Annotated in this window: 13 protein-coding genes; 7 read left to right on the top strand and 6 right to left on the bottom strand. The window is 62.0% G+C overall.

Annotation, left to right across the window (positions count from 1 at the left end):
- The first annotated feature begins 26 nt into the window (after positions 1 to 26).
- A complete protein-coding gene (locus AC2YI2_RS23320; protein ID WP_487388900.1) occupies positions 27 to 1,025 on the top strand; it encodes a calcium-binding protein in 999 nt (332 codons plus the stop codon).
- A gap of 15 nt (positions 1,026 to 1,040) precedes the next feature.
- On the opposite strand, the gene polA is transcribed toward AC2YI2_RS23320, so the two are convergent.
- Complete coding sequence (gene polA, locus AC2YI2_RS23315; protein ID WP_487388899.1) at positions 1,041 to 4,022, bottom strand: DNA polymerase I; 2,982 nt, start codon at positions 4,020 to 4,022, stop codon at positions 1,041 to 1,043.
- A gap of 256 nt (positions 4,023 to 4,278) precedes the next feature.
- On the opposite strand from polA, the gene AC2YI2_RS23310 reads away from it, so the two are divergent.
- From AC2YI2_RS23310 to AC2YI2_RS23300, 3 genes are all read left to right on the top strand, one after another.
- Complete coding sequence (locus AC2YI2_RS23310) at positions 4,279 to 6,186, top strand: potassium transporter Kup (RefSeq protein ID WP_487388898.1); 1,908 nt, start codon at positions 4,279 to 4,281, stop codon at positions 6,184 to 6,186.
- Between the two features lie 705 nt (positions 6,187 to 6,891).
- Positions 6,892 to 7,269, top strand: a complete 378-nt coding sequence (locus tag AC2YI2_RS23305; RefSeq protein WP_487388897.1) for a hypothetical protein — start codon at positions 6,892 to 6,894, stop codon at positions 7,267 to 7,269.
- A 77-nt stretch (positions 7,270 to 7,346) separates the two neighbouring features.
- Positions 7,347 to 7,835 (top strand): hypothetical protein, encoded by a 489-nt coding sequence (locus AC2YI2_RS23300; protein WP_487388896.1) that lies wholly within the window; start codon positions 7,347 to 7,349, stop codon positions 7,833 to 7,835.
- Here AC2YI2_RS23300 and AC2YI2_RS23295 read toward each other — a convergent pair whose 3' ends face one another.
- Positions 7,836 to 8,726 carry a fatty acid desaturase family protein gene (locus tag AC2YI2_RS23295; protein WP_487388895.1) on the bottom strand — a complete coding sequence of 297 codons (891 nt, stop codon included), beginning with the start codon at positions 8,724 to 8,726 and terminating at the stop codon, positions 7,836 to 7,838.
- Between the two features lie 158 nt (positions 8,727 to 8,884).
- On the opposite strand from AC2YI2_RS23295, the gene AC2YI2_RS23290 reads away from it, so the two are divergent.
- A complete protein-coding gene (locus tag AC2YI2_RS23290; RefSeq protein ID WP_487388894.1) occupies positions 8,885 to 9,112 on the top strand; it encodes a hypothetical protein in 228 nt (75 codons plus the stop codon).
- A 3-nt stretch (positions 9,113 to 9,115) separates the two neighbouring features.
- Here the strand turns inward: AC2YI2_RS23290 and tam are convergent, their stop codons facing one another.
- Both tam and AC2YI2_RS23280 read right to left on the bottom strand, forming a co-directional pair.
- The gene (gene tam / locus AC2YI2_RS23285; protein WP_487388893.1) at positions 9,116 to 9,883 is read right to left on the bottom strand and encodes a trans-aconitate 2-methyltransferase; all 768 of its coding nucleotides are present in this window, start codon (positions 9,881 to 9,883) and stop codon (positions 9,116 to 9,118) included.
- Positions 9,884 to 9,917: 34 nt separating this feature from the next.
- A complete protein-coding gene (locus tag AC2YI2_RS23280) occupies positions 9,918 to 11,033 on the bottom strand; it encodes an NAD(P)/FAD-dependent oxidoreductase (RefSeq protein WP_487388892.1) in 1,116 nt (371 codons plus the stop codon).
- 213 nt (positions 11,034 to 11,246) lie between these two features.
- Between AC2YI2_RS23280 and AC2YI2_RS23275 the strand changes: the two genes are divergently transcribed.
- On the top strand, positions 11,247 to 11,408 hold the full coding sequence (locus tag AC2YI2_RS23275; RefSeq protein WP_487388891.1) for a hypothetical protein: 162 nt from the start codon (positions 11,247 to 11,249) through the stop codon (positions 11,406 to 11,408).
- Between the two features lie 122 nt (positions 11,409 to 11,530).
- On the opposite strand, the gene AC2YI2_RS23270 is transcribed toward AC2YI2_RS23275, so the two are convergent.
- The gene (locus AC2YI2_RS23270; RefSeq protein ID WP_487388890.1) at positions 11,531 to 12,466 is read right to left on the bottom strand and encodes a LysR family transcriptional regulator; all 936 of its coding nucleotides are present in this window, start codon (positions 12,464 to 12,466) and stop codon (positions 11,531 to 11,533) included.
- A gap of 131 nt (positions 12,467 to 12,597) precedes the next feature.
- On the opposite strand from AC2YI2_RS23270, the gene AC2YI2_RS23265 reads away from it, so the two are divergent.
- Positions 12,598 to 13,371, top strand: coding sequence for an ABC transporter substrate-binding protein (locus AC2YI2_RS23265; protein ID WP_487388889.1), 774 nt, complete (start codon positions 12,598 to 12,600; stop codon positions 13,369 to 13,371).
- Between the two features lie 228 nt (positions 13,372 to 13,599).
- Here AC2YI2_RS23265 and AC2YI2_RS23260 read toward each other — a convergent pair whose 3' ends face one another.
- The gene (locus AC2YI2_RS23260) at positions 13,600 to 14,142 is read right to left on the bottom strand and encodes a glutathione peroxidase (RefSeq protein ID WP_487388888.1); all 543 of its coding nucleotides are present in this window, start codon (positions 14,140 to 14,142) and stop codon (positions 13,600 to 13,602) included.
- Positions 14,143 to 14,265: the final 123 nt, after the last annotated feature.

Here is a 14,265-nt window from a genome sequence, read left to right as displayed (position 1 = left end):
CCCACACAACCACAGGGAGGAGCGGAATGGCCGATCAGGATTGGGAAATCCTCGAAGACAGCTACTGGTATGTGCCGACAGCCTATCTCGGCGCCTTTGCCGCGGGTGGCGGGTCCGTCATGCCGCTCGTCGATCAGACCCTCTGGCACATTACCAATGTGGTCGATGGCTATGTCTTCGGCGAGGTCCGCACCACGCTCGGCAACGGCTGGGTCACCTCGACGCTGGTCGGGTCAATTGCCCCAAGCGGCGCGGTCTCCTTCAGCTTCGCCGAGGGCAGCAACCTCACCATCGGTACCGGCCGCATGGTCGAGCGCGACGGCGACTGGTATTTCGAGATGCAGATGACGACCGGCAGCGGTCTCGCCAATGTCTCGCACTGGGCCTACATGGCCGAAGTGGCGGACGGCGACCGCGCCTGGGACAGCCTGCCCGGCTTCATCGGCACCGGCGTCGAAGCGGCCTTCGACGCCGACAGCACCAATGACGACGGCGCCGAGGCTGAACAGATGATCGTCTTCGGCAGCAATGGCAGCGATGACATGGACGGCTACACGTCGGCGACCGGCGTGCTGCTCTATGGCGAGGGCGGCAATGATGTGATGTCCGGCACTGGCGTCGCCGACGGGATTGTCGGCGGCAGGGGTGCCGACACGATCTCCGGCGGCGCCGGCGATGACGACCTCGTCGGCCAGATTGGCGGCGACACCATCAAGGGCGGCGACGGTTCGGACCTGATCTGCGGCGGCAAGGGCAATGACACGCTGAGCGGCAATGCCGGGTCCGACCTTTTCATCTTCGCGTCAGGCGAGGGCAATGATGTGATCAAGGATTTCGATGCCAAGGGCGGCGGAACGAACCAGGACTATATCGGCGTCGGCTCCGACGTCATCGAATGGCTGCAGGTCTTCCAATATGGCCAGGACACGGTGATCAGCTTCAGCGACAGCCAGACGATCGTGCTGATCGGCGTCAAGGCGAGCGACGTCGGTGAGGCGGATTTTGTCGAGACCAGCGTGATCTGAGGCCGGACAAGGCGCTCAATGCGCCTCGTCCCAGTTCTTCGCCGCCCTTGCATCCACCGCCAGGGGAACCGACATCGACACTGCCGGCAGCGCCGCATGTTCCATCGTCGTGCGGATCACGGGGATCGCCTTCTCGGCTTCCTCTTCCGTCGTCTCGAAGATCAGTTCGTCATGCACCTGCAGCAGCATCCGTGCATGCACCTTGGCCTTCTCCAGCGCCGGCTCCATCTTGATCATCGCGCGGCGGATCACGTCGGCGGCCGAGCCCTGTATGGGCGCGTTGATCGAGGCGCGCTCGTTGAAGGCGCGGACCGAGGGATTGGACGACTTGATCTCGGGATAGTGGATACGCCGCCCGAAGATCGTCTCGACATAGCCGAGATCGCGCGCCTTGGCCTTGGAGGCATCCATATAGTCCTTGATGCCCGGAAAGCGCTCGAAATACTTCTTGATATAATCGCCGGCTTCCGACCGCTCGATCGACAGCTGGTTCGCCAGCCCGAAGGCCGAGATGCCGTAGATGATGCCGAAATTGATCGCCTTCGCCCGCCGTCTTACGTCCGAGGGCATGCCCGCGACCGGCACGCCGAACATTTCCGACGCCGTCATCGCATGGATGTCGATGCCGTCGGCGAAGGCCTGCTTGAGCTGGGGAATATCGGCGAAATGCGCCAGCACCCGGAGCTCGATCTGGCTGTAGTCGGCCGAGATCAGCACATTGCCGGGCGCCGCGATGAAGGCCGTGCGGATCTTCCGCCCTTCGCTCGTCCTGACCGGAATATTCTGCAGGTTCGGCTCGGAGGAGGCGAGCCGCCCCGTCGTCGTCGCCGCCATGGCGTAGCTGGTATGCACCCGCTTGGTGTCGGGATGGATGTAGCCGGGCAGCGAATCGGTATAGGTGCTCTTGAGCTTGGTCAGCTGCCGCCAGTCGACGATTTTCCTCGGCAGTTCATGCCCCACTGCTGCGAGATCCTCCAGCACCTGCGCCGAGGTCGACCATTGCCCGGTCTTGGTCTTGCCGCCACCGGAATCGAAACCCATCTTGCCGAACAGGATGTCGCCGAGCTGCTTGGGCGAACCGATATTGAACCGTTCGCCGGCCAGCCCATAGATCTCTTCCTCGATCCGCGCCGCCGATTGCGCGAGCTCGCCCGATAGCCGGCTAAGAACCTGCCGGTCGACCGAAATGCCGCGCTCCTCCATCCGCGCGATGACCTGGACCAGCGGCCGCTCCAGCCGCTCGTAGACGCGGCTAAGCCCCTTGGCCACCACCTGCGGCTTCAGCACCAGCCAGAGCCGGAGCGTGATATCGGCATCCTCCGCCGCATAAGCCGAGGCTTTCGCAATATCGACCAGATCGAAGGTCACCGCGCCCTTGCCCGAGCCGGCCACGTCCTTGAAGGCAATCGGCGTATGCCCCAGCCAGCGCTCGGCAAGCGGGTCCATGCCATGCGGCGTGTTGCCGCCGCCATCGATCACGTAGCTCATCAGCATCGTGTCGTCGAACGGCCCGACCTCGATGCCGTGCCGCTTCATCACCAGCCAGTCATATTTGATGTTCTGGCCGACCTTCAGCACGGCCGAATCTTCCATCAGCGGCTTGATCAGCGCGAGCGCCTCGCGCACCGGGATCTGCCCGTCGGCCAGCCCGCCACCGAGCAGGTCGCCATGTCCGCTCTTGTGACCCACGGGCACGTAGCAGGCCCGGATCGGCCCTGCCGCGGGCGCCGTCGCATTGCCGGTCACCGCCAGCGAAAAGCCCGCCAGCTCCGCCTGCATCGGGTCGAGCGAGGTCGTCTCGGTGTCGAAGGCGACCACGCCGGTCTCGCGCGCATCGGCGATCCAGCGATTGAGCGCCTCGACCGTGGTCACCGTCTCATAGGTCGAATGATCGATCTTGTCGGTTGCAAAAAACTCCGCCCGCGCCCGCGCCAGCGCCGAGGCTGCAAAGACATCCGCCCCGGTCTCGACCTCCGCCGTCGCCGCCTTGGCCGGCGCCGCGCCCTCGACCGCCTGCACCACCTTGGGCGCCGCATCGAGATCCGGCCCGCGCGCCGCGCCATCCCACACCACGGGCACGAAGGACGGCTCTACCGCCGCCGCATCGACGCCGCAGGCATCCGCCACGCGCTTGGTCAGCGTCGTGAATTCCATGGTCTTGAGGAAGCCCACCAGCTTCGGCCCGTCCTGCGGCTCGAGCGCGAGGTCGCTGAGCGGCATGGTCACCGGCGTATCCAGCCTGAGCGTCACCAGTTGCTTCGAAATCGCGATCAGATCCTTCGAGGCGATGATGTTTTCGCGCCGCTTTTCCTGCTTGATCTCGTGCGCGCGCGCGAGCAGCGTGTCGAGATCGCCATATTCGGTGAGCAACTGGGCGGCCGTCTTCGGCCCGATGCCGGGCACGCCGGGCACGTTGTCGGTCGAATCGCCGGTCAGCGCCTGCAGGTCGATCATCTTCTCGGGCGGAACGCCCCATTTCTCGATCACTTCGGGGATCGAGATCTGCTTGTCCTTCATGCCGTCATACATATGCACCCGTTCGGTGACGAGCTGCATCAGGTCCTTGTCCGACGAGATGATCGTCGCCTCGGCGCCGATGGCCTCGGCCTGGCGGGCATAGGTGGCGATGATGTCGTCGGCCTCGAAACCCTCGATCTCGATGCAGGGCAGGTTGAACGCCCGCGTCGCCTCGCGGATCAGCCCGAATTGCGGGATCAACTCCTCCGGCGGCGCCGAGCGGTTGGCCTTGTATTCGGGGTAGAGCGCCTTGCGGAAGGTGGTCGAGGAATAGTCGAAAATGACAGCAAAATGCGTCGGCGTCACGCCCACCTCGGTGTTGCGCGCATCGACCAGCAGCTTCCACAGCATGTTGCAGAACCCGCTCACCGCCCCCACCGGCAGCTTGTCGCTCTTCCGCGTCAGCGGCGGCAGAGCATGGAACGCCCGGAAGATATAACCCGAGCCATCGACGAGAAAGAGATGATCACCTTTTTGCATGGCGGGATTGTTAGCATGGGAGGGAGAGGGGAGGAAAGGTGGCCCTGGGTCAGATACCCTGGAATGGGGGACTATTCGGGCTGACTGCTGACAAGTGTTGGCGACCCGGATGCAGCGCCGGGGGGCGCATATGCTGTCTTTATGAAATCTTTATGCCACAGGGCCTTTTTCCGAATGGCTTTCATATGTGCCAGGCCTTAGCGACGGCTATTTGCTCCCTGTCCGCGACCAGCGATGCCAACAAGGATCGTTCTTCATGAGCCAAGCCGTGCTTCCCGAAAAATCCGAGCACCAAATGCCTCTGGCAAGGCTGGCAGCCCTGTCATTGGGTTCGATCGGTGTCGTATATGGCGATATCGGGACAAGCCCGCTCTATGCGTTTCGCGAAGCACTTCGGCCGGTCGCTTCCGACGGCATTTCGGATGCCGAGGTCATCGGCCTCGTGTCACTCATGCTTTGGACGCTGACGATCATCGTCACCATAAAGTATGTGTGCTTCCTGCTGCGTGCTGATAACAATGGTGAAGGGGGAACGCTTGCACTCCTCGCCCTGCTGTCGAGACAGGTCACGGAAGGGCGCCGGAAAATTCTGCTCGCGCTTGGTTTGGTAGGCGCCGCGCTGTTCCTCGGTGATGCCATGATCACACCGGCCCTCTCCGTGCTGTCGGCCGTTGAGGGGTTGAAGCTGGTGGCCCCCAGCTTTGCGCAGTTCGTTATTCCGATCTCCATTGCCATCCTCGTCGCTCTCTTCGTCGTGCAGGCTCGGGGCACCGGCGCTGTCGCAAAGGCCTTCGGCCCCATCACGCTTGTGTGGTTCGTCGTCATGGCGCTGGGTGGGGTCATTCACCTCGCTGACGATCCGGCCGTGTTCGCAGCAATCAATCCATGGAACGCCGCCTGGTTTGTCATCCACGGCGGATGGGCCGGCTTCGTCGTGCTCGGCGCGGTTTTCCTGACGGTGACGGGAGCCGAGGCTCTGTACGCCGATCTGGGACATTTCGGACGCCGGCCGATTCAATGGGCCTGGTTTGTGGTCGTATTTCCGGCGTTGGCGCTCAACTATCTGGGACAGGGTGCGTTGGTCCTCAAGGATCCTGCGGCGGCAAGCGATCCCTTCTTCCTGATGTTCCCTGAATGGGCGATCCTGCCCGTCGTCCTTCTCGCTACGGCAGCGACTATCATCGCAAGTCAGGCGGTGATCACCGGTGCCTTTTCGATGGCGCAGCAAGCCATGCATTTGGGTTTCCTGCCGAGAATGCAGGTCTTGATCACCTCCGCGAGCCATTCGGGTCAGATCTATCTTCCTGCAATGAATATGCTGCTTCTGTTTGGAGTGATGCTTCTCGTCCTTATTTTTCAGACGTCTGAATCGCTTGCCACCGCCTATGGAATCTCGGTCACCGGCGCCATGGTCGTCACGACCATCATGTTCTTCGACTTTCTGCGCGTTCACAGAAAATTTTCTGTCATCGCGTCCATGCTTATCGTGACGCCTCTGGCGCTCCTGGAGTTCATATTCCTCGCCGCCAATCTCTTGAAAGTGCACGATGGCGGCTATGTCCCCATTCTGTTCGCCGCCTTTTGTGTCGTCGTCATGTGGACGTGGCGGCGGGGTGCGGCAATTGTCGCGGACAAGGCAAGGCGGGACTATATTCCGTTGGCTCGGTTCATCGAATCGATTTCGCACAAGAGCGAGCACAGCCCGGAGCGGGTGGCGGGAACGGCAGTGTTTCTAACATCCCAGCCGGAAGCCACGCCGGTGGCCCTGCTCCACAATCTCAAGCACAATCACGTGTTGCACAACACGAATGTTATATTGAATGTTCGAACGGCCGATACCCCCACCGTGTCGCCTCAGGATCGAGCTCAGGTTCAGGATCTCGAGCACGGCTTTTCGGTGATCACGCTGACGTTCGGCTTCATGGAGGAGCCGAACATTACCCAGGCAATGGCGCAACTGCGCAAAGCCGGGCACAAGTTGGATATCATGACGACATCATTCTACGTGGGACGACGCAAATTCGTTTCCGACCCCAATACCGGCATGCCGCGCTGGCAGGACCGCCTGTTCATCGCCATGGCCTCGTCCGCAGCGGATCCCTCGGAATATTTTCGGCTTCCAACCAACCGTGTCATAGAAATGGGCGCGCAAATGTCGGTCTAGGATCCACTGGCCTTCCGGTCAGACAAGGCGTGCTCATATCAAATCCGACAATCTGAGGAAAAATGAACTTCGGGATCTGCTTTCCTTCGTGATTGCCCGCATGGAAATTGCAGACAAGCAGACACCATGTGGCCCATTCGCAAGGGAACATAGAATCTGTAATTGTGAAAATATTCCTATTTTCTCTTCCCATCCTTCCTTCCCCATGCTACATTCCTTGTCGTTCCGTCGTCGGATACACCGGGTGGGCGTCACCCGGCGAGGCGGGCCATGTGCCTTCGGGTGGCTTTGACGCAGGCTGCTCGCGGGGCTCATGCAGAAAATGGTCCTCCTCAGGCCTGAAAAAGGGCCTGGCGTGCCTGTGAGGCATAGGAGGCGCCTGATGTCATGCGGGAAGGTGATGGCCCCGCGAGCTCGACATGCCAGCGATGGATGGCGGGTGGTACATCGTGGACGTGGAGGCTGGAAAAGCGTCCGCGTGCCCGGGGTATCAGGTGACGCAGAGGGACCGGAGTTGCATGGGACAAATGCATAACGGGGCGCCTTGTGGCGCAACATACTAACAAACATAGAGCGTCAGAAGGCGCCCCGTCCGAAACTTCTCCCAGACCACGGACCACAAAACCGGCCGCGTGAACGTATTGCTGTGTCCGGAGCCTTTTCAGACATCGCCTTTGCCGCAGACCTTATTGAGGAGACCCTCCCATGAAGCTCCCCGTCAACGCCCGAACCTTCAAGCGCTGCGCATCCACCGTGCTGCGCAATTGCCTGAGCGACGAGCATGCCCCGCTCGACTGCCCGATCCGCAAATGCCGCCGCGACGGCGTCTGCTCCGGCCCGCTGATTGCCGATCTCGACGGCACGATCAGGCTCGCACCGGCCGATGCCGCCGATGTCCCGCGCGACGCAATGCTGGCTCCCGTCTGCTATCTCCATATTCCCGAGGCGGGGCTGGCGCGCGTCGACAAGGCCTATTCCGACACTCTGCGCAACCTCGTCGCCCAACCCGGTGCCCGCGTCGTCGAAAGCACCCGCGTGATCGCCTCGCGCCGCTGGCGCCGGCTGGATGGGCTGGAGGGGTGAGGTGTTGCCAAGAATCCCCTGTCATCCCACCCGCTTTGTGCTAAAGGCGCGCCAACAAATCTATGAGGAAGACCAGCATGGCCGCCGAGCACATCCCCGAACAGCAGACCGGACTGGTCCGGCAGATCGCCGGCATCGTCCACGAATACCGCAAGCATCCGACCAATTTCACCAAGTTCGAGCTGATGTGCGGCCTGTCCTTCGGCCCCGATCCGGTGTCGGGCATGATCCGCGTCACGCCGACCAAGCAGGACGAGCAGTTCCGCTGCAAGGACGAGGAGCTGCTGGGACATGCCGGCTCCGAGCGCGACGCCTTCTTCGATGCGGTCGACATCTTCGCCACATCAGGCGCGGTGCTGGCCTGGAACGGTACGACGCCGTCGCCGAAATTCGATGTCGTGCGCGAGCTGAGCGCCAATTTCGCCCATCCGACCATGTCTGTCGATATCACCTTCCGCCGCAAGGGCGAGCCGGATGCGTTCAAGCTCAACATGCTGTTCATCGGCTTCGACAATGTCGGTTCCGCCAGCATCTATGCCGGCAGCCGGGGAAAGCTGCTGAAGTAGTCAGTTGAGAGAGGCGAAATATTTCGCATTGAAGCTGATATAGCCCCGCTCCGTCTCCTTCAGATGCGCCTCGACGATGGCGTGGAATTCCGGCAGCTTGTGGAACGGCACGCTCGGATAGGAATGATGCTCCGCATGATAGGGCATGTTCCAGGCGAGCTTGCGCACCACCCAGTTCGTCGCCGTCGTCCGCGTATTCTCCAGCATGTTGGCGACGAAGGCGCACCGCCCGTGCTCGGCGAGCAGGTAGAGCCGGAGGAAGGGCTGGCCCAGCAGCGCCGGCACGATCCACACCCAGACCAGCACCGCCGTCTGCAGCCACACCGACGCGGCCGCCAGCACCGCATAGAGCGCCAGCATCACCACCGCCTCGCGCCGCACCTTGGCCTCGCCCTTGCCCGGAATATAGGCCGCCTTGCCCCGCCCGAGCGCATTGCCAATCAACCCCTTCGCCTCAGCCCAATAGACCGGCAGCCCCGAGACATGCACGACATACTGCCACACCGTCTCGGGCTTGGGGGAGGCCAGCTCCGGATCGTTCTCCGGATCCTGCGTGTAGCGATGATGGGCGAAGTGGAAATAGCGAAACCAGTCCGCCCCCAGCATCAGCAGGAAACCGGAGCCACGGGCCGCGACATCGTTGAGCCACTCGCTCCGGAACGGCGTCTTGTGCACCGCCTCGTGCAGCAGCGTGAAGAGGAAGACGATGAGGATTCCCTGCGGCAGCATCAGCACCCACCAATAGGGCACTTGAAGCGCAATCAGCACGCCGAGCAGGACGATCAGCCCCCAGTGGGCCGCGAGATGCAGCAATCCCTGAGCGTCCGACCGCTCAGTCAGCCGATCACGCTGCTCCGGAGTAAGGGAGGCTATGATGTCGCGATGGTCCATGGCCTGTCTCCAATATGTCTAGTCATAACATCATCCCCCGCGTTCGTAGACAAGCATTTTCTTGCCTCTTGACTCCTGGAAATTTGAAGAACAAAATAGGAACAAATTCCCCAAGAGGGGTTTTCATACCGCGTAGGCATTCAAGAAGGAGACCTCTGGTGACATCGACAGGGGATGGACAATTGCGCCTTTTCAACGAGCCGGCACCGCTCGTTCCCGACGACGAGGTGACGCTCGCGCTCGCGTGGCACGATGGCGACCCGATCGCCACCATCGCCACGCTGATCGAGGATTGCGCCTTCCTGCGCTCCGAGCTCGCGGCCGCCGAGTCGCTGCTCAGCAAGGGCTTTGGCCGCGGCTGGCTGCCGCGGATGGAAAGGGATTGAGTGCTATTTGACGGCGACGATGAACAGCCGCGGAAAGCGGAACAGCACCCCGCCGCTGGTGAGCTTCGGATAGGCCGCCTCGATGCGCTTGGTATAGGCGTCGAGGAAGCCGTCGCGATGGTCCGGCCCGGCGCGGTCGAGATAGGGGCGCAGGCCGGAGCCCTTGACCCATTCGACGATCGCGGCGGCATCCGCCATCGGGTGATTGTAGATGGTGTGCCAGATGTCGACGCGTTCAGCGAGAGGCTTCAGGCGGTCGTAGTAGGCGGAGGGCGAGGGCAGGGCATCGCGTCGTGTGGCGGACCCGGCGAAGCGCTCGGCCCAGGGACCTTCCCTCGCAGTGTCGACCATGGCGCGATGGCTCGGCTCGTCGAGATTGTCGGGCATCTGCACGGCCAGCACGCCGCCGGGCTTGAGATTGCCCATCAGCCGTTCGAAGATCGCCAGATGATCCGGCAGCCATTGGAACACGGCATTGGCGAAGAACAGATCGTGGGGTGCGTCCGGCGCCCATGTCGCGAGGTGGGCTTTGGCAAATGTCGTATAGGGCAGACGTTTTTGAGCCGCGGCCAGCATGTCGTCATCGCTGTCGATCCCGGAAATACTGGCCGCGCCGAAGCGCTCGATCAGGAGTTCGGTGGAGTTGCCCGGACCGCAACCGAGGTCGACGCCGCTTGTGATATGCTCGAGCGGCACCTGGGCCAGCAGGTCGCGCGGCGGACGCGTCCGCTCATCCTCGAATTTCACATATTGGCTCGCCGACCATGCCATCACAGTGCTCCCGAATTCACCCGACGAATCTATGTCAGAAACGATTCGGAGAGAAGACTTTGGGATCGAGGCCCTGTTCGCGGTAGCCCTCGGGAATCTCTGTTTCGGTGAGCATGGCCGCGGCGAGCGCGCCGAGCGCCGGCGAGCTCAGAATGCCGTAGCCCCCTTGGCCGGCCAGCCAGAAGAAGCGGGGATGACCGGGATCGAAGCCGATCGCTGGCAGCCGGTCGCGGGTGAAGCTGCGCATGCCGGCCCAGCTCTTGGCAACGCGGTTGACCTTGATCGTGGTCGCGGTTTCGAAGTGATGCACCGCCCAGGCCACATCGATTTCCTCGGGCTGAACATCGCCCGGCTCGCACGGCGTCTCGTCGGCGGGCGAGACCAGCAGCCTGAAGGCATCGGGCTTGAAGTAGAACTCCTCGTCGAGCTCGGCGACCTCGGGCATCGCGGATGGGTCGATGCCAGGCAGATCGAGCAGGATCGCGGTGCGGCGATGCGGCACGATGCCGAGCGGGCGGCGACCTGCGAGGGTCGCGATGCTGTCGGCCCAGCCGCCCGAAGCATTGACGATCGTCCGGGCAATGACCGGGCCATTGCGCGTCTCGATCTGCCAATGCGCACCATCGTCCCGGATATCGGTCACGCCGGCGCCCGTGATTATCTCTGTGCCGGTGCGGCGAGCGCCCTTCACATAGCCCTGCAGCAGGCTTTCGACCTCGATGTCCCAGAACTCCGGGTCGAAATAGGCCGCTTCCATATAGGCGGGGTCGAGGAAAGGGACGCGGGCGATCGCCTCCTCAGGCGTCATCGGCATGAGCGGTGCGTAGCGCCGCTCCGCCTCGAACTGCGCATGCAGCCGCTCGGCCTTCTCGGCACTGGCGATGGTGATGCCGCCGCGCGGGTGGAGCAGCGGAACATCGGTGAAGCCTTCGGGCGGGAGGTCGAAGAATTGCCGGGAGATGGCCGCGAGCTTGCAGACATCAGGGCTGTTATAGCGCAGCACGAATTCGGCCGCCGAGCGCCCGGTCGAATGATAGCCGAGCGCGCTTTCCTGTTCGAGCACCACGACGGAGCGCTGGCCTGAGAGAAAATAGGCCAGCGACAGGCCGGCAATGCCGCCGCCGATGATCGCGATGTCGTAGCTCTGCATGATGTTTCTCCCTGTCGAGAGAGCTACAGGCAGGGCGAACTCTGTTCAAATTTATAGGGTCGAAGCTCGATATCAAAAAAATTGATGTGGCAGAGTCGATGAAAGCAACCGAAGGATGTGGCGTGTTTGTTGCGCATATCCAGGATGCCATTAGACATTTTCTTGGTGAAGAGCGCAGAAGCTGGCGCGGCTCGCACGGAACCGGAGGATATCATGCCAAAGAAGTCGCCGTGGCATTCGACAAAGCAGACCATCCATCACAACAACACCAACTGCAACACCGGCAACAATATCGAAAAGGAGAACATTCGGCAGGGGGACGGCGGCAAGCCGCTCTGCAAAGAATGCGCGGCCCTCAACCAGGCAGGAAAATGACGTCCTGACCGCGGATTCCGGATATCGGTCCGCCGCTTCGGCCCCCGTCCGGTCGGATCCGCGCCAATCGGCGCTGGGGAGGGCAATTGCATATGCGGGGCCGAAGAGCCTTCCATACCTGCTCAGTGAATCAGCGGCGCCAGCCCCTGCATATGCGCCCGGAAGGCCTGTTCGGCGGGATTGAGCATCGCGGCGGGATTGGTGATGACAAAGACGTCCTGTGGTGGGAGATTTTCATAAGGTGGAAGCTGCCAGAGTTGGCCGGCGGCCACATGCGGTTGCGTGAGGTGATGCGGCAGCATACCGATCCCGACATTGGCCGCGATAAGCCGCGTCACTTCCTCGACATGGGACGATACGGCGCGAACCTCCTGGCCGAAGGAGCCGATGGCGCGCACCGCGGTGACGGCGTTCATATGCTGGCCTCCCAGCACATCGGCGGTGAAAGCAACGTAGTAGTCGCCGCGCAGGTCGTTGAGCGCGGCATCCTCGATGCCGAACAGCCGGTGGCCACGGCCGCAATAGAGCGCATAGAACTCGCGTTTGTAGAGCACTTTGTCGAGGCCGGGCGGAATGATGCCGTCGCAGAGGCCGATACTGGCGAGGCCGCGCTCGACGGCGCTGATGACATCCGCCGTGGTCTCGATCGTGACGCTCATCGTCACCTTCGGATGGGTCTCGAAGAAGCCGGCAAGGCGGGCATCCCAACCAGGATGGTGGACATGGCTGACCGAATGGATGCTGACATGGCCCGATATGTCTGTGCCGGCGCTTTCCAGCGCATCGGGCAGGCGGACCACGGCGGCGAAGATTTCCCGCGCCTGCCGGTGCAGCCGCTCGCCGGCTTCCGTGACTTCGAAACGGCCGGGGCGCCGGTCGATCAGTCGGTGCCCGGCGGTCTGTTCGAGCCGTTTGAGCGCCATCGAGACCGCAGGCTGCTGCAGCAACAGCCGGTTGGCTGCCGCGGTGATCGAGCCTTCCTCGACGACCACCACGAACGTGCGCAGCAGGTTCCAGTCGAGATTGTGGGCGAAGCGTTCGAGTCGGCTTTCGGCCATTTCGATGTCCTCCTGGATGGCGAAGAACATCATTCAGGTTGATAGCGATTATTTCAACTATCTATTTCGTTTATGGCCACGCTGCGCGTAGATTTGGGCGAAAGGTGCCCAAAGGCACTGGAAACAGGGGAATGACGATGAGAAGAATTCTGTTTGCCGCGGCTATCGCCGCATTGTCCGCCCTGTCGGCCCAGGCCGCCGACAAGCTGGTGATCGGCACCGAGGGTGCCTATCCGCCGTTCAACTTCATCGATGCGGCCGGAAAGATCGGCGGCTTCGATGTCGATATCGGCCTTGCGCTCTGCGCCGAAATGAAAGTCGAATGTGAGGTCGTGAGCCAGGATTGGGATGGCATCATTCCCGCGCTGCAGGCCAAGAAGTTCGACTTCATGATCGCCTCGATGTTCATCACGCCCGAGCGCGCCGAGAAGGTCGCATTCACCAAGGCCTATTACAAGGCGCCGATGACCCATATCGCGCCGAAGGGCGCCAATATCACGGACTTCACCGCCGAGGGCATGAAGGGCAAGACGATCGGCGCGCAGTCTGGCACGACGCAGGCCGAATACGCTGCCGCGACCTATCCGGATGCCGATATCAAGCTCTATCCGACCCAGGACGAAGTGAACCTCGACATGGTCAACGGCCGGCTCGACCTCTCGGTCGGCGACATGCTGCCGATGATGGCCTGGCTGAAGACCGACGACGGCGCCTGCTGCGAACTGATCGGCAAGCCGATCGCGGATGAGAAGTGGATCGGCAAGGGCGCCGGTATCGCGGTGCGCCTCGAGGACAAGGAACTGGTGGAGAAGCTGAACGCGGCAATCGACGCCATCCGCGCCAACGGCACCTATCAGAAGATCAACGCGAAGTATTTTCCGATCGATATTTTTGACATGAAGTGAGAATGTGGACAGAAAATACCCCCCACTGTCCTGCCGGACATCTCCCCCTCAAGGGGGGAGATTAGATGAAGGACCTCCTTCGCACCCTCTTCAACGTCGAATGCTCAGCATGCAACAATCATTTGGGGTAGCGAGCAAGCAACTCGCCAAATCTCCCCCCCCCTTGAGGGGGAGATGCCCGGTAGGGCAGAGGGGGGTGATCCTCAAGCGTTGCCGGCCGAGATTGCCTCACTCCGCCAGCGCCTTCTCGATATCCGCCATGATCACCGCATCGTCCGGCTTCATGTTGGGCGAATAGCGGCCGATGACCTCGCCCTTGCGCGAGACCAGGAACTTCTCGAAGTTCCACAGCACGTCCTCCGGCTTCTCCGGCCCCATGCCATTCTCGATCATGCGCTTGCGCATGTCGTCAGCACCCGCGGTATAGGGATGCGCCACGGTGAGCTGGCGATAGAGTGGATGGGCATCCTCTCCCTTGACCGAGACCTTGGAGAAGACCGGGAAGGTCACGTCATAGGTCAGCTGGCAGAAGGCGGCGATGTCGGCATCGGTGCCCGGCTCCTGTTCCTTGAAGTTGTTGGCGGGGAAGCCCAGGATTTCCAGGCCCTCGTCCTTCCTAGCCCGGTAGAGCGCTTCCAGCCCCTCATATTGCACCGTCAGGCCGCATTTCGACGCGGTGTTGACCACCAGCAGGACCTTGCCCGCATAGTCGCCGAGATAGGCGGTGGTGCCGTTCATGCGCTTGAAGGGGACGTGCTGGATTTCGGTCATCGGGCTGCTCCGTACTTGGACATATGACCGACATATAGGGGGCTGACGCGCCGAGGTCGATGGGGTGCAGTTTCCGCGAATGGATATTCACACCCGATTCTCTCTCAGGAAAGCCACCGGAAT

The organism is Rhizobium sp. SRI_017, from assembly GCF_057586295.1.
This window is presented reverse-complemented; position numbering and strand designations above follow the sequence as displayed.